This window comes from Natronosalvus halobius (assembly GCF_024138145.1).
Classification (GTDB): domain Archaea; phylum Halobacteriota; class Halobacteria; order Halobacteriales; family Natrialbaceae; genus Natronosalvus; species Natronosalvus halobius.
The window spans coordinates 3,198,210-3,219,587 of record NZ_CP099997.1 but is presented as its reverse complement, the minus strand read 5'-3'; the positions used below and the strand labels follow the sequence as shown (position 1 = coordinate 3,219,587).

Annotated in this window: 11 protein-coding genes and 3 pseudogenes; 8 read left to right on the top strand and 6 right to left on the bottom strand. The window is 45.2% G+C overall.

Annotation, left to right across the window (positions count from 1 at the left end):
* Nucleotides 1-91: 91 nt before the first annotated feature.
* Nucleotides 92-1,156, top strand: coding sequence for a non-hydrolyzing UDP-N-acetylglucosamine 2-epimerase (wecB, locus tag NGM15_RS15625; protein WP_253432920.1), 1,065 nt, complete (start codon nucleotides 92-94; stop codon nucleotides 1,154-1,156).
* 2 nt (nucleotides 1,157-1,158) lie between these two features.
* On the opposite strand, the gene NGM15_RS15620 is transcribed toward wecB, so the two are convergent.
* Together NGM15_RS15620 and NGM15_RS15615 are read right to left on the bottom strand one after the other, a co-directional pair.
* Nucleotides 1,159-2,625 carry a hypothetical protein gene (locus tag NGM15_RS15620; RefSeq protein ID WP_253432918.1) on the bottom strand — a complete coding sequence of 489 codons (1,467 nt, stop codon included), beginning with the start codon at nucleotides 2,623-2,625 and terminating at the stop codon, nucleotides 1,159-1,161.
* A 57-nt stretch (nucleotides 2,626-2,682) separates the two neighbouring features.
* A complete protein-coding gene (locus tag NGM15_RS15615) occupies nucleotides 2,683-3,789 on the bottom strand; it encodes a glycosyltransferase family 4 protein (RefSeq protein ID WP_253432915.1) in 1,107 nt (368 codons plus the stop codon).
* 108 nt (nucleotides 3,790-3,897) lie between these two features.
* On the opposite strand from NGM15_RS15615, the gene NGM15_RS15610 reads away from it, so the two are divergent.
* Nucleotides 3,898-5,289, top strand: coding sequence for a sulfatase-like hydrolase/transferase (locus NGM15_RS15610; RefSeq protein ID WP_253432912.1), 1,392 nt, complete (start codon nucleotides 3,898-3,900; stop codon nucleotides 5,287-5,289).
* 141 nt (nucleotides 5,290-5,430) lie between these two features.
* A pseudogene (locus tag NGM15_RS15605) lies at nucleotides 5,431-5,802 on the top strand (transposase domain-containing protein); the annotation flags it as partial.
* 177 nt (nucleotides 5,803-5,979) lie between these two features.
* Here NGM15_RS15605 and NGM15_RS15600 read toward each other — a convergent pair.
* Nucleotides 5,980-6,582, bottom strand: coding sequence for a hypothetical protein (locus tag NGM15_RS15600; protein ID WP_253432909.1), 603 nt, complete (start codon nucleotides 6,580-6,582; stop codon nucleotides 5,980-5,982).
* A 1,389-nt stretch (nucleotides 6,583-7,971) separates the two neighbouring features.
* On the opposite strand from NGM15_RS15600, the gene NGM15_RS15595 reads away from it, so the two are divergent.
* Entirely contained in the window at nucleotides 7,972-9,378 is a 1,407-nt protein-coding gene (locus tag NGM15_RS15595) for a sulfatase (RefSeq protein ID WP_253432906.1), read from the top strand.
* Nucleotides 9,379-11,152: 1,774 nt separating this feature from the next.
* Here NGM15_RS15595 and NGM15_RS15585 read toward each other — a convergent pair.
* On the bottom strand, nucleotides 11,153-12,625 hold the full coding sequence (locus NGM15_RS15585; RefSeq protein WP_253432903.1) for a flippase: 1,473 nt from the start codon (nucleotides 12,623-12,625) through the stop codon (nucleotides 11,153-11,155).
* Nucleotides 12,626-13,102: 477 nt separating this feature from the next.
* On the opposite strand from NGM15_RS15585, the pseudogene NGM15_RS15580 reads away from it, so the two are divergent.
* Nucleotides 13,103-13,378, top strand: a pseudogene (locus tag NGM15_RS15580) (IS6 family transposase); the annotation flags it as partial.
* Nucleotide 13,379: 1 nt separating this feature from the next.
* Here NGM15_RS15580 and NGM15_RS15575 read toward each other — a convergent pair.
* Complete coding sequence (locus NGM15_RS15575) at nucleotides 13,380-15,830, bottom strand: MFS transporter (protein ID WP_253432900.1); 2,451 nt, start codon at nucleotides 15,828-15,830, stop codon at nucleotides 13,380-13,382.
* A gap of 81 nt (nucleotides 15,831-15,911) precedes the next feature.
* Here NGM15_RS15575 and NGM15_RS15570 point away from each other — a divergent pair.
* The 3 genes and pseudogenes from NGM15_RS15570 to NGM15_RS15560 all read left to right on the top strand — a co-directional run bounded on the left by NGM15_RS15570 (nucleotide 15,912) and on the right by NGM15_RS15560 (nucleotide 20,049).
* Nucleotides 15,912-16,849: pseudogene (locus NGM15_RS15570) on the top strand (GDP-mannose 4,6-dehydratase).
* 91 nt (nucleotides 16,850-16,940) lie between these two features.
* Nucleotides 16,941-18,368, top strand: coding sequence for a hypothetical protein (locus NGM15_RS15565; RefSeq protein ID WP_253432897.1), 1,428 nt, complete (start codon nucleotides 16,941-16,943; stop codon nucleotides 18,366-18,368).
* A 154-nt stretch (nucleotides 18,369-18,522) separates the two neighbouring features.
* Entirely contained in the window at nucleotides 18,523-20,049 is a 1,527-nt protein-coding gene (locus NGM15_RS15560; protein WP_253432895.1) for a capsular polysaccharide export protein, LipB/KpsS family, read from the top strand.
* 173 nt (nucleotides 20,050-20,222) lie between these two features.
* Here the strand turns inward: NGM15_RS15560 and NGM15_RS15555 are convergent, their stop codons facing one another.
* The gene (locus NGM15_RS15555; protein WP_253432892.1) at nucleotides 20,223-21,353 is read right to left on the bottom strand and encodes a polysaccharide pyruvyl transferase family protein; all 1,131 of its coding nucleotides are present in this window, start codon (nucleotides 21,351-21,353) and stop codon (nucleotides 20,223-20,225) included.
* Nucleotides 21,354-21,378 lie beyond the last annotated feature (25 nt).

The window sequence follows — 21,378 nt, the reverse complement described above, 5'->3', positions numbered from 1 at the left end:
GATTCATATGGATCCCAGTAATCAATGAAGCGGCCACAACAACGGTATCGAATGACATAAGAAAATGCCGTGGTAGGTTTTGTGTACGATTATGAACGTACTTACCGTAGTCGGTGCACGACCACAATTCGTTAAAGCCTTTATTGTCTCTCGAGAACTCCGGCCACAACATAACGAAGTGCTCGTTCATACTGGACAACATTACGATGAGGAGCTTTCGGATATCTTTTTCGACGAACTCGGTATTCCTGAGCCAGATCATAACTTGGGTGTTGGATCTGAGAGCCACGCAAAGCAAACTGCCCAAATGATGGTTGATCTTGAGGAACTCATAAGTGAGTACCAATCGGATCTAGTACTCTGCTATGGAGATACGAACTCAACACTTGCAGCAGCTATAGCCGCCTCAAAGATGGACGTGCAACTTGCACACGTTGAAGCCGGACTCAGAAGTTTTAATCGTAATATGCCAGAAGAGGTAAACCGAGTTCTAACTGACCACGCATCGAATATTCTATTCACGCCGAGTGAACGTGCTCTGGAACAATTAAAGAAAGAAGATATCACAGACAACGTTCGCAATGTAGGTGATGTTATGTATGACTCATTATTGTGGGCACATGAAAAGGCCTCAAAACAATCAACGATTCTTGAAGATCTCAATCTCATAAACACAGATTATCTCCTTGCGACAGTTCATCGACCTCGAAACACGGATAACCGAGACCGACTGGGCGCCATCCTTTCGCCCTTAATAGAAGATCGACGCCCTGTTGTCTTTCCCGCCCACCCAAGGACAAGAGAACAGCTTTCCCACTACGATCTACTGAAGAAAGCCAAAGACGAACTTATACTCGTTGACCCGCTTGGCTATCTTGATTTCGTAAAGCTCCAAGCAAAGGCAAACGTAATTGTGACTGATTCAGGAGGTGTTCAAAAAGAGGCATTTTTCCTCAGCACTCCCTGCATCACACTACGAGAAGAAACTGAATGGCCAGAAACAGTTGAAGCTAGGGGCAATATCTTGGTCGGAGCAAATTCTGAACTGATTAGAGAGGCACTATTAGACCCCCCTTATCCAGAATCAGATGCGCAACCATATGGCGATGGTGCAGCAGCAAGCAAAATCGTCCAAGCCTTAGAGGATTTACAATGAAGTTAATACTTTGCAGTATAATAGGCCTCTTTGATCTTGTAATGTAGTAAGTTTGTTTGAGACCTTGATTTAATGTAGCTCATCATTTTGTCCGTCAATGTCTTATTTGGGTTGATTGGGACTTCCAAACATTCAGGCCAGCAGTTTTGGATTATCCTCCGAGAAGTAGTATACTTCGGTGGACGACGATCCTCTCGAGGCGTCTGCAAAATCGTGTGCAGTAGTTCACGGTTTGCAAATGGAGCAGATAACTCGCTCACCAAATCTAACTCACGACCGGCTCGTGCTCCCCAATTACTGATCTTCTGCTCCCAATAAAATAGATCATATGGGTTAATTCCACTCTCTTTTTCATATCTTTTTGCGCAATCGAGCCAGTTGTTGAGTTCTCTATAGCTATACTCTGTTTGTGGTAAGTGAGCCAAGGTATGACAAAGCTCAGCGGATAGTTCTTTTGTAGGGTGTTCGTAGAAGGTCCGACCTACTTCTGATACAATTCCCGAAATTACAATGCCATTTTCTGATTGGTTATTTCCGGTCCATTCAACATTTGGAAGAGTGTTATCATATCTAGGTGAACAGAAATTGGAATCAATTTTATTTTTGAATGACGCGCTAATAGGTCCGAGGTCAGCTGTCGTAACATCAATGTCTAATTCCACCTGCAATTGTTGGGCAATACTCACATCTGTTTCTTTAACATCATTACGATTAAAGACGATATATTGACATTGGTCTGAAATCGGTTTTGATGCAGCAATAAGCATACGAGAATCCAATCCGCCAGAGATCCACATCTGGGGATTTTCGAATCGTTCAACAATTGCTCTGAGAGTTCCTTCCAAAAGTTCTGAGGAGTACTTTATTGATTTAATAGTTGATGGAGGAGAATAGGGAATCCGAGATTGTGACTGCTTTTCCAGATCAAGAAAATGATTTGCCAGAACACGCGTTAGACGATCATCGTCTGTACCCCTACCCACTCGCCAGCCGATTCGTGGTATGTAGTTTTCCTTTTGTTTATTCATTACCTGTTCCGTATCGAACCACGCGAGAGACAGTTTCGGCGAAGAAGTGATAACTAAATCATCACCTATACGACCATACATAATTGGGCGAAGGGCACCAGCATCTGGAACCAGTAATTGGTTTTCCGGGTGATCAATAATTAATACATATCTCCCACCTAAGTGGTTAATTTCTTCAAATGGGTCACCATCAGCATTGAGATCAGAGGCCAGTTGACTGAGTATCTCAAAATTTGACTTTTTTGGCGAGAGAGGGTCCAAAATATACCCTATAGACGTTATTGTAGTTTGGTTCTTAGAAGCAGAGCGAACCGGTAAATCTGGATGAGAATATAAGATCAAATTCTCATCAATATATTCATCTGGCCAAGCTTCATATTTACCTGGTCTGTCAGCAGACGTCAAAAGATATTGGTTTCGAAATTGGTCAGGGTTCGTCATTATGAAGGTGGTATTGGCAGACGTATATAACGATGGCGTTAATGCAATGTATTGAATCTAGACCAATCTATTATAAAGAGATATAAGAGACTCAGCTTCGGACTCCCAACTATACTTCTCCTCTACAAGTGACCGCATCTCTTGCTTGTCATAGTTAGTCTCAAGTGCCGTCTCTATGGTTTCTGCTGTTGCAACCATATCGCTTTGTGAGACTGTGTGACAATATTTTTCAGGCATGTATTTACCAATTGCGTCAATCGGAGTCACAATAATTGGTAATCCAGCATAAAGGTATTCGAAAAGTTTTGTTGGAACTCCTTTTTGATAATGCTGAACATCTAATAGGGCAAGTCCAACATCTGCTGAATAGAGATATTGAAACATCTCGTCGTGATCTAAATATCCAGGGAATTTAACACGTGAAGTCAATCCATTTTCTTGAATGAAATGTTTTGCTTGTGCTTTGTTTGCGTCAGGTTTCCAAGATCCAATAGCCCATAACTCAATGTCAATATCGCGATCAACTAATATTTTTAGAACACGCAACATACGATGAATGCCTCGAACATCTACCAATCCCCCTACATAACAAAGCACATATTCAGAAGTTCGTTCGATTGATTTATCATGAACGGGTTGTGAACCTACTTTTGGGAAATTATGTGCAATACAGACATTATCATTTATATCAACAAACGGTTCTGCAATCCATTCTGAAACAGTAACTACAGCATCAAATCGAGAAGATGCATATCTCTCTATTTGGGGAACTCCTCTCGAAAGAAATGGGGCCACCATGTTAGGAATCCACTCTCTCATGGATGCAATATGTCCATAGTCCTCATGCACATCATAGATTATAGCAGAGTCCGTCATCTTAGATAAGTACAATCCAACTGGTATCAGCTCCGGATCATGGAAATGATAGATAGATGCATCTAAGTCCTTCGCTTTTCTAGCTGCCTGTAGAACGTTCTTCCAGCGATCAATGCGTGTAGACGGTATCCCCAAGTCATAAAATGAAACTTGGTAATCTTCACCATTTGGGGTATTATGAGCCATAATTCCAATATCAAATCCGTACTCCGCGAGACTTTTTGCCTCTTTATCAAATATACGTGTATCAAGTGGTGTATGTGCAGTTGTCAAGTGGAGTCCATCCATCACATGAAATCTCTGTACGTTCCATATAAAAGCGTTGTCAGAGACACGCTCTGAGCTGCACTCGGAAATATCAATAGCTTTGTAACCCTATCTAATAGATGACAGCGCATGGCAGAGCAACCAAATGTTTTCGTTCTCTCGGTCGACTCACTTTCATATTCTTGGTTCGCAAATAGTAGTCAAGAGTTGGCAGAACTGGTTGGCGGTGTCAATTTTACGAATGCAATTTCTCCAGCGTCATACACCAGTTCAGCGATGCCGGCTATTAACACTGGCAAATATACAGATGAAATAGATGCATGGGGGCTTCCAGAATCAGGTGAGCCAGCCCCGGTCGCGGAGGAATTTGAAAAAGCTGGGTACGATTGCGGTCTTTGGACAGATAATTACTTATTCGGCAGCGAATACAATTATGATAGAGGATTTTCAGCAGGGAATCGTGGACAACCTGGTCGGAAAAAACAGATTGTGAATGCTATCAAAAACACACCACTTAATTCTTTATTCGGTCTTTTTGAGGCAGCGTATTTTAATGTTATAGAACCAGTGTTAGCTCTGGGAGGTGAAGAAAAATCGTTCTACAGAAGTGCAAATTCTCTTAATAAGGAGGCGCTTGACTGGCTTGAAGTTCGAAAATCAAACGCTCCAATTTTTTGTTGGCTTCATTATATGGATACCCACCACCCGTATCAACCCCCAGAAAAGTACCTTAACGCACAATCGTTTCATGAATATCGCTCTCAAAGTAAACTGGGAGAGTTCACTCGAAACGCAATCAAATCTAATGGGGAATCACTTACCGATGAGGAATTGGAAGATCTCAAGGCATCATATCGAGCGTGCTGCGATTATATTCGGGATGAACTAACCAATTTCATCACGACTGTTAAAGACCGAGGGTATTTCAATCCAGGAAAAGATATTGTAGTGATAACTGCTGATCACGGAGAGATCCTAGACCGTGAAAGATATGGAATGCTGGGACATGTCCCACCAGCCTTCTGGGATGATATTGTACGAGTACCATTTATTGTCGGATGCCCCCAATGGCCAAACTCAACGGACGACAATCTAGTCAGTTTAATCGATTTAAAGCACATTCTAACTAATATTTCGGGAATTCGTGGAGAAACATCACTGTGGCCTTCAGATATTTCTCGAGACCATGTTTTCATGGTGTCAGAATGGGAGGAGCCTGAGAACGGGTCAATAACAACGTTCCAAGGAGTTCGGGCAAAAACCGGAGAAAAATGCTTTGGACTGCGTCGATTTGATGAAGATCGAATAGTCTATACTGACATCAATGATCTTGAAGAAAAAGTCATGGAAACTCATGATTTGGATGATTGCATAGAGGAGAGAAATTTAACTAGTATACATACTGACCTCTACTCAGAAATTCGGGAGCGTGGTGACGTTGTGAAGTACCAGTCAGGCAACCGTTCAATTGGCTATAAGGCTAATGAAGATCATCTTCGTGATCTAGGGTATTTAGATTAGCGCCGGTTAGGAATACTAGGAGAAATTGCGTTCTACCTTATGAATTCGACCGCGCTGATTCGAAAACGATGGCAGTACCTTGTTAGGACAGTTAGAGGAACGGGCAGGTCGTGGAGTTAGTTTGGAATGTAACTCCCAGACCTGTTCAGCGAGTGCTACGCGACGGAAGTTGATGAAGTTTGGGAGCGTATGCGACAGGGTGTTCGCTTCCACAGCCACAAATGATTATTCCTTGCTCGGCGTAGAACTCTCTCATCAAGCAATCTGTCACTGGATACATTGGCTGGCTGATAGCGTTCCAGACCCGCCAACAGCGAAGCCGTCGCGGGTCGCCATTGATGAGAATGCTGTCAAGATCAACGGCGAATGATCTAGGGCCTTCATTACTTAGACCTAGACTCACGGCTCAAACGGCAGAAACCGAACCGCTACGTTTCTGCACCAATTGACCGAGAAATACGATCTCTCCAAGACAATGTTTCCATCAATGGCTACAGCTATCTGACAGCACTCCCCGAGGAAAATTGATCGGTCGGTTCGAAACGTCGAGCGAATCTTGACCGAAATGTGATTTCATATCCTCAAAATACAGGTGACCGCTTCCAGAACTCATGGTGGGCAGCCGGACAAACGTCAGACATAGATTAAACCTTTCGGCCGCTACTATATCCACAACGACCACATCCATTACTAATCAATATATTCATTATGATAAGAAAGCTGATATCCAGTGGCTAATAGAAACGAAAAAGCAATTCCCATTGTTAATATAGACGTTGTAAGGCCTGTGTTGACCAAATTGAACATTCCCGTAACAATAATAGCCACTGATAGAGAATTTTCTTCAATGATTAAAAGATCAGAAATATAAAGAAGCAGACCCAAAGCAATGGAGATCAGAAGGATTCCTAGAAGCCCCATTTGTGCGTACGCGTCGCCAAAATAAGCGGCATTCGCGAATGAATCGGTATATTCACTTCCAACAAGTTCTGGGACTGGTGTATTATAAGTATCCTCAAATAAAAAACCAATCTTTGAATTCGAAAACCAAGACTTTTCTCGATGAATAAAATATTCGTAATAATAAAACTGATTACGAGGTTGGGTAAAGAACAGTCGTCCAATTAAGATTGAAGGGAAGATAACAAGGCCGGACACAATCCATGCTAACCAAGAAAGAAGCACTCCAACTGAGATCCCGCGGAGCAATCCTAAAAAGAGCCGATTACGCTCCAGCAGATAAAGGATAAGAACTAGAAGTACAATTGCCATCACAAAAGATTTGTGCGCCATATACAGATACAACACTATTTGGGCAAAGACGGAGAATAGAAACAGTATATAATTGCGATTTAAAATGGATTTTCCGATTAAAAATGGATTTAGAATATTTGCCTGCCATAGAGTGAGATATAAGAATAAAGGATGAAGGAAGGTTGTAGACCCACGGACTTCGTATACAGAATATGGATTAATGGCAGTAATCGAAGGAATTCCGTTTGACACGTACAATGTAGAATAGACAACAATGCTAAATACCAAAATAGATATCCAAAATCCACTTTTAGGTACTGGAATTAAACAAAGTTGACCCCGAGGGAGCGCTCTTATCATTAAAATAGTTAAAATAAAGCCAATAGAGACAGCGTGTATATATATTCTAGGCCCTCCATTAAATGTATATAATATTAGTGTAGGAATAAACAAGAATACAGAAAGCATATTGATTACTGACGAGGATGGCTTTTGGTTATACCCATTTAAAGACATTAAAAAGAAAATTGAGATAATAAATAATTCGAACGCCCTCAATAGATCGTACTCAGCGGAATAGCCAACATGGGCAAGGATCCTTGCGGCAAATAACATATACATCATTGAAAGAACAGTGATAAATAATATATAACTGCGTACTTCTAATACATATCTCTTATTTATATTAATTTCCATGGATTTTATACCTCATATCCCCAAATGCTTAATAATGCACCCTGTGTCAAGCATAAAGTCTGGAGGTTTTTGCTTCGCTGGAAAATCGGAACGGTAGCTAATAATACTGTTGATGGGCGAGGCGGGCGTTGTTCAGATTTAAGATTGAAGGAGCGGCAGTGGAATTCGTGATGGATATGCCCGAACTTGACCGCCTCGGCGGATCTGTTACAGAAATTTAGTCAGGGTTTGTGGAACAAAAAGCGATACCACGTGAGTTGATGCACCTTAGTATCCACCTGCATTTGCACGGGTTATCATTTTCATGTACTCTTGTATACTCGAGAGATCCGGTGTCAAACGGGTTCGATCTCTATTCACAACCGGGTCCAGTAGCAGACTTACAGCCTACAGACGGCACGTCACCGAATCAAGTCGCCGTTAGCGAATCGGTGATCTAACTCACTGACCTGCGTTACTGGCTGTTCACTTCCGTCAATCCCAAAACTAACGAATTCCTTCACTCCCGGTTCTTTCCGCCGCGAAATATCGCTGTCACTTCGAACTTTCTTGCCGGACTTTCCGAGAAACCGACATCAAAGACGCTGTATTTCTCGCTGATTCTGCACAGCGGCTACACGCTTCACTCCACTGCTAAGAGCTCCGATTTCGATACGAGCGCCACGAACATCAAAGATAATGATAAGAGGTTCTACCAATGGCTTTATCAACTCAAAATGCAGAAACCTATATATGGCTAAACCTAATGTTCTCTGGATATCTCTTGAGAGTGTCCGTGCTGACTACACATCCTTGGGGCAGTCGAACGATACACCAACTCCGAATATTAAGCGAATAGCTTCCACAGATGAGGGAAGATACTTTAGCAACTGCTACGCTCATGCTCATTGGACTCCTGCTTCTACAACATCAATTCTCACAGGAACATATCCTTCAAGCCATGGTGTCGGTTACAAATCTGGGAAAAATATAACTAAAGTCCCACGGGATTTGTCTACTGTCCCCCAACTACTAGATGGCCAAGGCTATCAAACAGCTCTCTTTGGGGGCAATACATATGTAAGCTCCGCCACAGGCCTTGATCGTGGATTTGACCAATGTGATACGACTTCTGAAACGGATCTATTTTCTTTAAGAGGTATGAAAGCATTCTACCAGTATATAAAGAATGTGAGATATAATGGTATAGGGCTGAGGACAGATATTCCAACTCATGGAGATAGTTTCAGAGAGTGGCATCAATTCATTGGACTAAGGGACTGGATCAAATCCTGCACAGAGTCTGAAATGCCATATTTTGGCTATGTCCATATTAATAACTCACACCATCCGTATCGACCCCCCAATGCAGTATTGAGACATACGATATCTGACAATGATATAACGATCTCTGAGGTGAGAAAACATTCCAATAAATTTAGTGATGGTATCATGGATTTGATAGCTAATAACTCTACACTGAATGCTAATCAACGAAGGGCTGTATTGGCAGCGTATGAGGCTGAAATTCGATATGACGATTATTTCATTGGAAAGATTTTCAATTACGTCCGGTCTCAAAAAAATACTATTATAGTTATTACCGGCGACCACGGTGAACTCTTTGGTGAAAAAGGTGTGTTTGGACATAATCTTATTTTGCATGATAAACTACTTCATGTCCCTATGGTAGTCTATGGGTTAGACTTGGAGACTGTTTCTGACGATGCACTTATGCAACATATGGATGTCATGCAGACGATCCTCAATACAATTGGTGTAGATACAACCCAATTTCAAGGGTTTGATTTGAATAGTCAGAAGAGGGATTTCGTAATAGCTGAACGTGGTCCGCGGCCCGAGGATATCGATAATTTGAAGAAGATAAATAGCCAAATAGATGATAGAAGATTCCATCGAACTGGGGTTGCTTGTCTTCGGTCAAAAGAATGGAAATATCAGAAAAGCACTGACCGAGAGGAATTATTCCGCTTGCCAGATGAAACAACCGATCTCTCTAGCGAATTTCCAGGAAAAAGAGATGAACTCGAAAAAGCACTTGATGAACGACTCCCTACTGACAAATTTGAATCTTCTGTAAAGGCAGAATTCACGGAACAAATGAAGGATCAACTTCGAGATATGGGATATCTTGACTAAACACGTCTCATAAATACCTTCTTCGCTCTTGCGAACCAGATTGTTCGCCAGGGAGAGCTACCGCTGGAAGGCCTAGTGGTAAGCTATAGAACTTGTCGAGAATCTTATTAATCCGTCATCCCGGCATTGTCTAGTTAAGCGCTTCTGGCGTAGACCGACGCTTCACCGACTGTCGAGGCTCTCCTGCTGAAGGGTAGATATTCACTCATTGTGAGAAGTGTACTGAAGTTGTCGAATGTCCGCTGCTCGTCGGTCGAGTCCCACTTGTGTCAGAGACTATATGGTGGTGTCAGGGGTGTCATTACGTCTTCACCCTCTCCAGGTCTTGCGGTTTCCCCTATCTAGACAGTGCCGTCATCCCCATCAGGATCGGCGAGTTCAATGAATGGGCGATGCTCACGTTGCAAGTGCTTTGAACTAAACTTAAAAAGTCCTACACCCGGCGATTAATCTCCTAGGAAAATGCCAGACATCCCAATGATATTGACCTCACGCAGCCCTCTCACTTTACCGTGCTTCGTGACAGGTTCAAAAACATCGCTATGGAGACTTACTATGCGTTTCTCGGCTGGTTCGTTGCTAAACGTATTGGCAACGTTCTGTCGACTCAACAGGGTTCAACCGATATCAGCCGTCTCGCCATTACACGACTCACGCTCGCAATTGTGCACTCGCTCAAGTTGACGTGAAAACGCTGTACGTCTTCGATGTTCACTGTACAACGATGAAGAAACACGATGTGAAGATTGGACCTAAGGTCACTGGCCGCTGCCAAGACTACGACAGAAAACCGGTTTGAGATGGACTCCTACCGGTGGCATGCGCCCCACTGATCAAGCGCCGGGTCTACTCTTCACTTGATAGAGCACACAACGCTCGGATGAGCATCCGTGGATACCCTATACTGAACGGGCGAAACCGTCTTCTCGTTGATTAGGCGTACCCACGGTTCCAATTTACGTTCGTAAAAATGGAACCTCAAATTCTGGGATTCCGACCCTCTATTCGATATCGAACACGTCCATCAGGTGGCCATATCGATCGAGTGTATCGTACGCGCTGTCACTGACAATCCACTTCGGTTACTGACGGTGAATGCGTTACGGGCGACGCGCATCGCCGTCTTTTCAGGCTTATTTGCTTTCGGTAGACTTTCCTACAATAGGGGTTTGTCCTATTGCTACGGCCGTACAGCCGTAGTACTCTTCAGCAGTTGGTTGTAGCATTTCTACGAATCTTGATTAACGGGCATCGTTCCTACGTCAGTCAAATCAATGCAGTAGGTCAAGTTGAGCAGGCCGCAGCAAGTGGCTTGGTCAACGAGATTGTCGAAGACTCCGTCAATGACGTGTTCAAGATCAATAATGGAGGGATCAACCGTATATCTGGACGGTTGATAATCGAAGCTGAGTTGAGCCAGACAATCAAGTTGTTCAGTTCTTGCGCAACGGAGACTGCTGGAATGCTAGTAGCCAACCAATGTAGATAGCCCGGTGAGACTGTTCAACGCCAAACTACCGAAGTCTTTCAAAGCGAACAACCATTGCGTGGAGGCGAATGGCGAATAAAATACCGTGACGGGCGTTGTTGTCCGTTGGCGCTGCTAACATCCATCAAATCCTGCCACATAGCATTCACTGAGTCGATCAGTGAGCGTGATTTCAAATTAACTTCACAACCCACTTATTCCTAAAACTGGCCTAACTATACGGTTTTCACCTCAGTGCTCACTCTATTCCTTGAAAACTGTTCTATAATATCCTCACCCACCAAACTAATCTGTGAAAATCATAGTCCAGGTAGTACGGATTTTCTCCCATGTTATTATGCCCAATCCTATAGCGATCAGTGTGAACAGGACCCCACCTAAGGGGGGAATTATTATGAGCTTGTGTATTGGGCTTGTTATATTATACTGAACAACAAATAGTACAATTCCAGTTAGAATTCCTGTGATAATTACACGGACCGGTTGTGTACCAGAAAACGGATTATACCCAATGGATCGTGCAGAGAGCAATTGGGTTATCAATAACGAGCTGTAACCCAGAGTTGTAGCAACAGCGGCACCTACCATTCCATAGGGCGGAATTAATAGCATATTTAATATTATATTGATTCCAGCAGCAATACCTGTTCCAGTGATCAATAGTCTCATATCACCTTTTGCATGAGTAATAGCAAGAGATGGTCTGATGACTGCGAAACAAATTGTTCCAGGCAATAGTATCAGAAGTGGTGTTGTCGCTGGGGAGTAACTATCACCGAAATAAAACGGCATAAACGCCTCAGCGAGTACCATTAGTCCGACAGCTAACAATATAGTGATTAAGGACACATATTTTGTTATTTTAGATGATAATTCGTTGATTTTATAGATGGAACCCAATCTCCAATATTCGGAGACAGACTGAATCAATACTGATTGAATCGAACGAGGTATTACCCAGAGCAATTCAACAATAACAAGTGCAGCCTTGTAATATCCTACAGTTTCCTCACCTGTAAATATCTGCAACAAAATTACATCAACATGATAGAGCGAATATAGTAGGAAGGCAAAAAGCACAGAACTATAGTTGAATTTCCATAGCTCTCGTTTCGGAAACTCCTTCGGAATGGGATCCGTGATTTTTGACAAATCAATTTGGTTGTGGACAATTACTGAACAGATTAATAAGGCAAGCCCAACTGAAATGATATGACCTATAATCACCCCAGGTACGCCAAATCCAATTGCCGTTAGGGTAATGGCTACGATCCCGAATGTTGCTTTCTCAAATATTTTGATTGGCTCCGAATATTTTTCAAGTTGTAGACCCATAAGCGCACTGACTAACAAGTTTCGGAATTGGGTGATTAACGCAAGGATTGAAAGCAAGTAGAATAATAAAATGTAAGATTCACCAAATGTAATGGCGATAATTCCACTTGCAGATAGAGTTGCTAATCCAAAGGCAAACAAACTGCCAAATATTATTGATATGTGCAGATAGGTGGATAAAACATGATTTTTCCAGTTTGGTATCGAGCGTTCCTCTGACAAATATTTCTTTGTTCCGCTTCGGATTCCAGACACCATAAGTATTTTTACCAATAGAAATATCGAAAGTATTGTAGCATATTGGCCATATGATGATGGACCTAACAATCGTGTTAGTAGGGGAGTGATAAGTGCACCAACGACAATAATAAAAATCCTGGCACTAAATACAGCACTAATAGCAAACGAAAGCGACCGGTTCATAGCATTCGATCTATTGATATCTTCACACGCCCGGTCGTTCCATAGATATTAGTTTCAGTCCAAGAAAGTAACTTATTTAGTTCAGTATTATCCATATCATCACGGTAATTAGGAATGTATCTGCTAAGTAACCATATATCGTGCGAATAGCTTCTCAATGCAATTCTCCTTGTAAATAGTTCAAAGATGTCGTTCCTGTTCAAAGCGCCGATTTCTCTCGTTTATTACCCCCTGAGAGATTCTGTCTGTTTCAGTGGTAGAGATGTCAAATAGAATGTGGACATGATTAAGATCAGGCAGTATCTGGTTAAGCGGTTCTAAGGACGAGCAGTCCGTGGAATGGACTGGGAACGAGGATCGCAAACTTGCTCAGCAAGTTTACGTAGCAGAATTTGATGACTGTTGAGAATGTGAGCGGCAGCGACAATCGATAAGGTGTTCGCCGTCCGCCTTTGTTCAATCGGTATTCCGCTTCAAGATTCTCGGTTGAATCTTGATGTCGCAGTCTTCGGACAACGAGTACCGATCCAGGCACTGCGTTTCTGCACCGATTGACCGAGAAACACGATCTCTCCGAGACGGTGATTCTCGTCGATGGCCGCAGCTATTTGACTGCCCTCCCTCAATTGAAACTGAGCGTTCGGTTCGATTACGTCGAGCGAGCTTCAGAAACTAATTGAACAGTTCGTACACGCCTACAACACAGAACGACTGCACCAGTCATTAACGGATAGACGACAGCGGAGATGCTAAACTAGACAGTGCCACCAGAGCTATCAACTTTGATCTTTAACCCGTTTTCTACATGTTCCTCAGAAATTTCAACAGTACTGTCGCCGATCGAGTACTTGCCAGGGTATGGTACCGTCACCTTAAATTGGCCGCCCTCTCCAACGGTTACTTCGCGCTCGTATGTGAAGGACGCCCCGTCGACGGACACATCTGTACTTACGTTCACAGTCTCGTTCGCTTTGCCGACACCTTCAATCGTTGCACCCGGTACCAAGGCGAATGCTGCAACAGTCCGTTCGTTATTAATGGTCAAAAGTCGGTAGTGGTCTAGCGGCTTGGTAGTATTATTCCCTGTTCCAAATTCCTCCATTAATTGTACTTGCGCAGTGTCTGCCGGCAAATTACCTTCAACATCAGTCATGATAACATATCCAACTCGGTTTCCAAACTGGTCGTAGTAGTCGTCAGGATCGTCGCCAAAGCGGAAGTCATTGAAATATGTTCTCGCGTACCGATAGCTTTCCGATTCTCCGCTCACGAAGTAGTTGTACATCCGATTATTGCCCCATTCACTTATCACATAATTTTCAGAATATCCGCGATCAGTTTCCGCTGAGTGCTCATTAATCGCCATCGCAGCGTCGAACTCTGCATCGCTATACGAGATTTGTCCGGACAGCCCGGGAATATAGAGAAAGCTGAAGCTGCAGATAAGCAATCCGATCCCAAGAATGTATGCGGCTTTTCGCCGATCGGGAAACGTAATCAACTGTTCACCACTCCCACTATCGGGTACCTCTGACTGGAATTGGTTGCTACCGCTCTGCAACGGCAGAGGGCATCGTACGAGGTCAATTGCTGACAGAACGTACACGAAGCCAACACCGCCAAGAAAGGATAACGAAACAACAAGTTGCGCAGCGAACCGAACCTGTATTCCCGCCAACACCATGAAGTATGACGTGTAGACCGCAAGCAACAGCCACGCGGGTTCATATCGTTTATTGACTATCCAGATAGTCCAAATAAGTACTGCAACACCAAGATAAAACCCCACTCCAATCTGGGTCAATGGTCCAAAGATCACCCCATAGTCGAAGGTGAACAACGAAGATGTCTCAGTGGCGCCCTCCCTGAAGAACAGACTGTCGACTCGTCCTTGAATGTCAGTCCAATCATTTGGCCGAACTAACCAAAGCACGTACAGCCCTAATCCGGCGACGCCGACCTCAACCGCCACCAGTCTACTATTGTGCCATTGAAATCGTTGCCAGAGTTCCCCTAAGAGAAGAACGGGGACAGTCACTACGAGCACCATCCCAGGCGTGTAGGCAACGAATGGCTCTCGCCAGCCCCAGTTGATGTGGACCCAAGCCGAGAGTGTGCTACTTAACGCGAGACCGACCACTAACGGAAAATTCGCCAGCATTGGTGGAATGCCCTCGCGAGCATCAAGAATCGCTCGCAGTCCAATGTACACCGCTAAGGGAACAAACATCAATGGTGACCCACCCCAGAGGTGGACCGAAATCCCGAGCGCGAGACCTAATATAACCGCAAAAATCCACGTCACGGGCGACAAGAGGTGTTCTCGAACAGCTGCCCGCTGATTCTCAGACTCGAATCGCTGACGTAGATCGACCGCAAGCCACGCCAACACCAGCAGCGTCACGCCAAGCCAAAAGTATTGATGTAGTCGGTGCTCGAGAAAGCCCACCTGCGTATAGACGACATGAACGGGTGCAACACCGAAAAGTATGACCGAAGCGAGTCCAATGCGGATATCCCTCGTCACTACTATTGCTAGCGCGTAGATGACGATACCTAGTGCGAGCGTCGCAACGATAGGGAGCCAAGTTGCGACTATGTCGGCGGCCCACTGGTCGCCCCCTAACAGCGTTGCGAACCACCAGTTCAGCGCGTGGGTTAGCGGGCGCATAGTGTTTGCACTTTCTGGCATCTCCGAAAGTAGCCCAATATCTGTCGGCCTTGAGGACTCGGCCAGTAATGCCTCCATCCAGTACCGATAGTAGTACGGGTCGTTTCCCGGCGAGACGACGTGGTCGCCGCGGAACACCGCTCTGTACTGAGTAATTCGCATCGTGAAGACCAACAACAGTGCGCCGACCAGTCCGCCGAGCGCCCGTCGGTCACCCCAGATACCCAGATCGAACTCAAGCAAAGACTGCCACGACTTCTTGGACGACGAATCCGCGACGACATCCTTGCCCGCCACCACGGCCTTGATGGCCGTACGATCGGTGATCCGATACTCCTCATCTACCTTCTCGACAATCCCTCTAGAGACCAACTCACCGAATGTACCCGAATCGAGGTCAATATCATCGAAGGTCCACGTTTCGAGTTGCGAATCTACCTCAAGGACGGCCTTGAGTGCATCTTCGCCCTTAGGTTGTTCCTCAAGGAACTGGGTTGTAGCCTCGTATACAGCGACGCGGTCTGCCGCAGCCATTGCACCGATAGTGAGTATCGCGTTCCATTACCCTTTCGTTCCAGGACACAACCGCAATTCCCCAACGCAACACCAAGACCGATAGCTCGAAAGGCGGCAGCCACGCTCGGCCCGTCTCAAGTCCTCGACAATCTCGAGCCCTACTACGACCTCGGGATCAAGGAGCACAATATCGACGCGGCGAAGGCAGCGGCCGAAAACGCTGATTCGAACTACGAGTTCGTCGAGGGCTCGATCACCGACCAGTCCCTCCTCGACGACCTCGTCGCCGACGCCGACGTGGTCTACCACTAGGCGGCCCAGGCCGGCGTCCGAAAGAGCGTCGAGGAGCCGGCGAAGGTCAACGCCTTCAACGTCGACGGGACGATCAATCTGCTCGAACCGCTCGCGCCCACGACCTCGAGCGCGTCGTCGCCTCCCCCTCCTCTGTCTACGGCAAACCGGAGTATCTCCCCTACGACGAGAATCATCCGACGTATCCAGTGTCGCCCTACGGCGTCTCCAAACTCGCGACCGAGCAGTATGCACGGGTCTACAACGAAATCTACAGCCTGCCAACGGTCTCATTCCGATATTTCACCGTCTACGGGCCCCGAATGCGCCCGAACATGGCGATGACAAATTTCGTCTCACGGTGTCTCCACGGCGAATCCTCGGTGATCTACGGCGACGGCTCAAAGACGCGCGGTTTCACCTATATCGACGACGTCGTCGGCGTCAACGAACAGCTACTCACCGACGACAGTGCCGACGGCGAGATCCTGAACGTCGGCTCAACGGACAACATCGACGGCCTCACCCTCGCAGAGGCCATCCGCAACGAAATCGATCCGACTCTCGAAATCGAGTTTGGGGAGCCTCGAGAGGGTGACGCAGAGCATACCCACGCAGATATCGCGAAGGCTAACGACCTGCTCGGCTACGAATCGAGTGTGGATATTCGACAGGGTATTTCGAAATTTATCGAGTGGGATCGTGCTAACCAGGATTGGTACGATCCGCTTGTCCGTTCATCATAGAGTAATTCCAGAATACCGCTGGCAGCAGATGGAACCGTTCTTTATAAGATTGTCCAGACGAATAAGCAACTAATCAGATTTTGATATACAAATGCAGGTAGACCCCTCCACCTTCGAAGACTTCGAACTCAACCACTCCCTCTTCGACCTCCGGATCGACGACGTTGCGATCTGGGAACGGATCCGATTTCGGGCGTTCAGAGAAATCCAGAAGCAAAATGGAATGGGCCAGGCCCACACCGGAATCGAAAAGAACTGGCGAGACTACACTCGTGGATTCTGGCTCTTCCTTCGGAATCTCGTGATCAAGAATCCGTATTTCGGGGGCAAACACGACATCCTTTACGTTGGCCACCATCGACGAAAGAAGCGTGAAGACGGCTACTGGTGGGACATCTACTGCGACCCTATCCACGAGGCCTGCGGTCAAAGCTACCTTCATGTAGAGTCGCCACACCGACTGGAGCACCACACCCCTGCAAAGACATCGAACCTTCGATATCTCGATCTCGCACAGTATGCGGGGACGATTCAGCAAATGCTAGGCGTGAATGAGCCGACTATTCCAGCCATAAAACGACGTAAGCTCAAAGACGCTCAACAGGCGATACGCAGAGAGTTTGATACTGATGTAGACCTCCTCTCAAGGGCCAAAGAACAACTCCACGTTCGGCGAACGACGCTTCCCTTTTACGAGTACTTCCTCAAACGAGTTGACCCGGAACTAGTGGTGATGATTGTTTCCTACATCCGCGAAACACTAGTCGAAGCCTGTGATAATCTAGGTATTCCAGTTGTTGAACTCCAACACGGCGTCATCTACGAACATCATTTCGGCTACTCGTATCCTGATCCACGGACGAAGGAGACCTTTCCCGATTATCTTCTTACATTCGGTGATTTCTGGAAAGATGCTGTGAAGTTTCCAATTCCTGATGAGCGTGTGATTTCCGTCGGCTATCCCTATCTCGAGCAGTCAATCGGCGAGTACAAAGACGTCAAATCGAAGGAACAGTTGCTTTTCATCTCCCAGGGGACGATCGGCAGGCAGCTCTCCAAGTTTGCCATGGAGGCCGAACGACATCCAGACATTAATCACGAGATCGTGTACAAACTTCATCCCGGCGAATACAACCGGTGGGAAGCGGAATACCCATGGCTTCTAGAAGCCGACTTCGAAATTGTCGATGATTCGGATCGGCAGCTCTACCAACTGTTTGCGGAGTCAAGTGCACAGATCGGTGTCGGTTCGACAGCTGTTTACGAGGGATTAGCATTCGGACTTGAGACGTTCGTCTACGAATGTCCGGGATCGTCAGTATTACAGCCATTGGTTGACGAGGATACAGCTAATCTTGTATCATCGGCAAACGACCTTGCCTCATTGCTCGGGCACAGGAAGGTTTCATTTGATCGTGAATACTACTTTACGCCTGGAGCAACTGAGCAAGCTTGTACTGTGATCGAACGGTTGGCCGACGAAGGGACGGTGTATAGGCGGTCTGTTATTGAGAACTAGTGCCATTTGAGGGTTTTATTCACCAGTGTAATAAGGAAACAATAGTACGGATTCCAATACTCTTAATAGTGGAGAAGAAACTTCGAGATATTTGAATATCCCGATTCGTCCGTGGCAAAAGAGTAATAATGTTTGAAAATCAATTAATATCTGTATGACTATTGACGTTATCTACTCAACTACTCCTTCCAATGATTGGCCAGCTGTCGCAGAAAAGTTATACAGAAAACACGGATTGCGGCCAAGATACTGGATAAGTCACGATTTAAAGGACGATATCAGCGAAAGATTCAGAAATACAACTGTACACGATTCTATCGACGCTATACAGGGACGATTTCCCGACGAATACGATCACAGTTCATTTCACTCATTGCTCGATTCTGAAGTTTTAAACCGATTTCAGGAGTATGAGTCGATCGTTCTAAAGATGATGGATCGGATGGATGCTGGTAATGTTACAGGAGGTGATTTTACGCATTCTGATCGTGTAAGGCATTATCACCGGCAACTCTCTTACTGGATTCATGTAGTTGATAATATCAGTCCAGATGTTGTCATCTTTGGAGCTGCACCACATTCCATCTATGATTATTTGCTCTATGCAATCTGTGAGCAACGTGATATAGAAACAGTGATTTTCACCCACACTAGTCTTCCAGATCGTTTTTGTGTCCGAAAAGGGATTCACGAAAGTCCCACGCAATTCGAGAAAACTGATATTGATGATTCCAAACTCTCCCCCGACCTTGAGGAACACGTGCAGAAATTACGAGGGAAGTATTCGCAAGCAGAACCTGAGTATATGCAGGAAGACGCAAGACGAACGGATTTGAGTAGATTAATCACCTACGGACTAGAAATCGAAAAAGCCATAAATAAGTTGTTGAAATTGCCACTCTTGTTGCGTGAGAAGCCGAAGGCATATATTAAAAAATCGGGGAAGCCTATCGAAAAATCTCGGGTGAGATTTTGGGAATGGGAACTCTACCGTGTTAGGGCAAGATACTACAGGCGAAGGTTGCGCCTTCAGTACCAAAAGTATACAATAGAACCAGATTATTCAACTAAATACATTTATTTTCCTCTCCATTATCAGCCTGAAAGGACTACCTCTCCCGAAGGTGGGCAGTATGTCCACCAATATCTCGCTGTTGAACTGCTTGCCGGATCCTTGCCAGATGGAATATCCGTTTACGTCAAGGAGCACCCATCGCAGTTCAGTTCGAGGTTAAAAGGTGAGCAAGGACGACAATCCCACTATTACGAAGATTTGAACACTATTTCTAGTGTGGAACTAATTTCTCTCAATTCAGAACCATTTGAACTAATTGACAACGCTATGGGTGTCGCCACCGTTACTGGGACAGCAGGTTGGGAAGCCCTCGTTCGTGGTACACCAGCAATCACATTCGGAAGTGCTTGGTACCGTGATGCACCCGGTTGTCATCACGTTAAAACTCGTGATCAAATAAGCAATGCAGTTGAAGATATCCTTAGGAAGGACACTATCACAAATAGAGCTATCGATAATTTTGTCTCAAATATTGAATCGTACGTATATCATGGATCCCTTAATACAAGCAACGAGGAAAATGTATATACATTGTATAATGCTACTTGCGATAATTGTGAATTTGTAGAGATTAATGGCCAAAAGTCAACCTCTTCTACGAGTTAGTGCTTTCTGAGGTTTTCGTTCAGTGACATTGTATTGTTCCGTACCTCATCGAGTTGCGTCTTTCCATCGAGAGTTTAGTGCGGTCATTGACGGTTATCGTATTTAATTAAGTGAGTTCCACCAGACGGCGAAGGCTTGCAACCACGTTTCGGCGGGCATACATATACGAGACATTATATAGTCCGTTTTGCTGGTATCTCGTTTCGAATTACATCTTGAATCTTCTCGTAGGTTTCATCAATAATTGGTGCAATAGTCGAAATACGTCTGAAATCAGACCGGTATTCTTCGTCGATATAATGACGGAGATTGGATACCAAATTCTTATTATGAGTTTCTAGGTGCTTATCGAATAGCGATGAGACCCGGTAGAACGCGCTATTTGAGGAAAACGCGCCATGTGCAACGCGACGGCTAAATGCCTGGAAACAGGTATGACCGAGTGAGTTCGAGAATCCAACACCGCGACCATCCTCTGAGATGAGAATAGATGGACGCCGTTTACGGAGATGAGCGACGTGACCGTGGACGCGGTACCCGACGTGTAGATCCGACTCTTTGTAAAAATCAATTGCTGAAATGTTGTTAGCAGCGTTCACCACCTTACCGCCACGACGTTGGCAGTGATCCGCGATACGCTGTTCATGTGAGGTTGGCTTACTGTGCAATGTACAGGTAACATCTGCAGATGGGAATACTTCAAAAAGCATATCAGCAACGTCAATCGCCTGCGATTCGTAATGGCCCGAATGTGGGGTAGTAAGTACCACACTATCGATCGACTTGGGGCGATGCATCGGCTCACCAAGGTAGTCAGTATCGTACCAAGCACAATCGCCAGTCATGACTGTGTTAGCAACGCCATTTTCACGGAACGCCCGGTCAGTCATGTAATCTCGAGTAGAAAGTAATGATACGCCCGAACTAACTTTTGAGAGAAAGTCCTTCGTATCGCTGTTATATTCGGTCATTTCTGCATCAAGACGATCACCTGGATAACTTTTCCATCCCGATCCGAGTGGCACGGCCGGGACAGATACCTTGTCGAAAACCTCCGCAATAGCATAGGTACTCGAGATAGGCTCTCGAACTGCAAATCCAGGAAGCAACACAGTATCAAACGAATTCACGTAATCGAGGCGATCAGTGAGATCTTTACCACGAAATATTTGTTCGAATTCAATCTCCCCGAGTTCATGCTGGAGAAAGTCTTTCGCACTCTCTGTGATGAGTTTATCTCCAACATTCCCCGTGCCACCTTTCGGCCAAGTGGTTAAAACAAGGAAACGATAGTCTGGGCTCATAATACTCTATTTTGAGGTTTTTTCA

What these genes read in the sequence shown, in the direction of transcription:
- wecB (WP_253432920.1), top strand. Translation starts at nt 92, where the DNA reads ATGAACGTACTTACCGTAGTCGGTGCACGACCACAATTCGTTAAAGCC.
- NGM15_RS15620 (WP_253432918.1), bottom strand. Translation starts at nt 2,625, where the DNA reads ATGACGAACCCTGACCAATTTCGAAACCAATATCTTTTGACGTCTGCT.
- NGM15_RS15615 (WP_253432915.1), bottom strand. Translation starts at nt 3,789, where the DNA reads ATGGATGGACTCCACTTGACAACTGCACATACACCACTTGATACACGT.
- NGM15_RS15610 (WP_253432912.1), top strand. Translation starts at nt 3,898, where the DNA reads ATGGCAGAGCAACCAAATGTTTTCGTTCTCTCGGTCGACTCACTTTCA.
- NGM15_RS15600 (WP_253432909.1), bottom strand. Translation starts at nt 6,582, where the DNA reads ATGGCGCACAAATCTTTTGTGATGGCAATTGTACTTCTAGTTCTTATC.
- NGM15_RS15595 (WP_253432906.1), top strand. Translation starts at nt 7,972, where the DNA reads ATGGCTAAACCTAATGTTCTCTGGATATCTCTTGAGAGTGTCCGTGCT.
- NGM15_RS15585 (WP_253432903.1), bottom strand. Translation starts at nt 12,625, where the DNA reads ATGAACCGGTCGCTTTCGTTTGCTATTAGTGCTGTATTTAGTGCCAGG.
- NGM15_RS15575 (WP_253432900.1), bottom strand. Translation starts at nt 15,830, where the DNA reads ATGGCTGCGGCAGACCGCGTCGCTGTATACGAGGCTACAACCCAGTTC.
- NGM15_RS15565 (WP_253432897.1), top strand. Translation starts at nt 16,941, where the DNA reads ATGCAGGTAGACCCCTCCACCTTCGAAGACTTCGAACTCAACCACTCC.
- NGM15_RS15560 (WP_253432895.1), top strand. Translation starts at nt 18,523, where the DNA reads ATGACTATTGACGTTATCTACTCAACTACTCCTTCCAATGATTGGCCA.
- NGM15_RS15555 (WP_253432892.1), bottom strand. Translation starts at nt 21,353, where the DNA reads ATGAGCCCAGACTATCGTTTCCTTGTTTTAACCACTTGGCCGAAAGGT.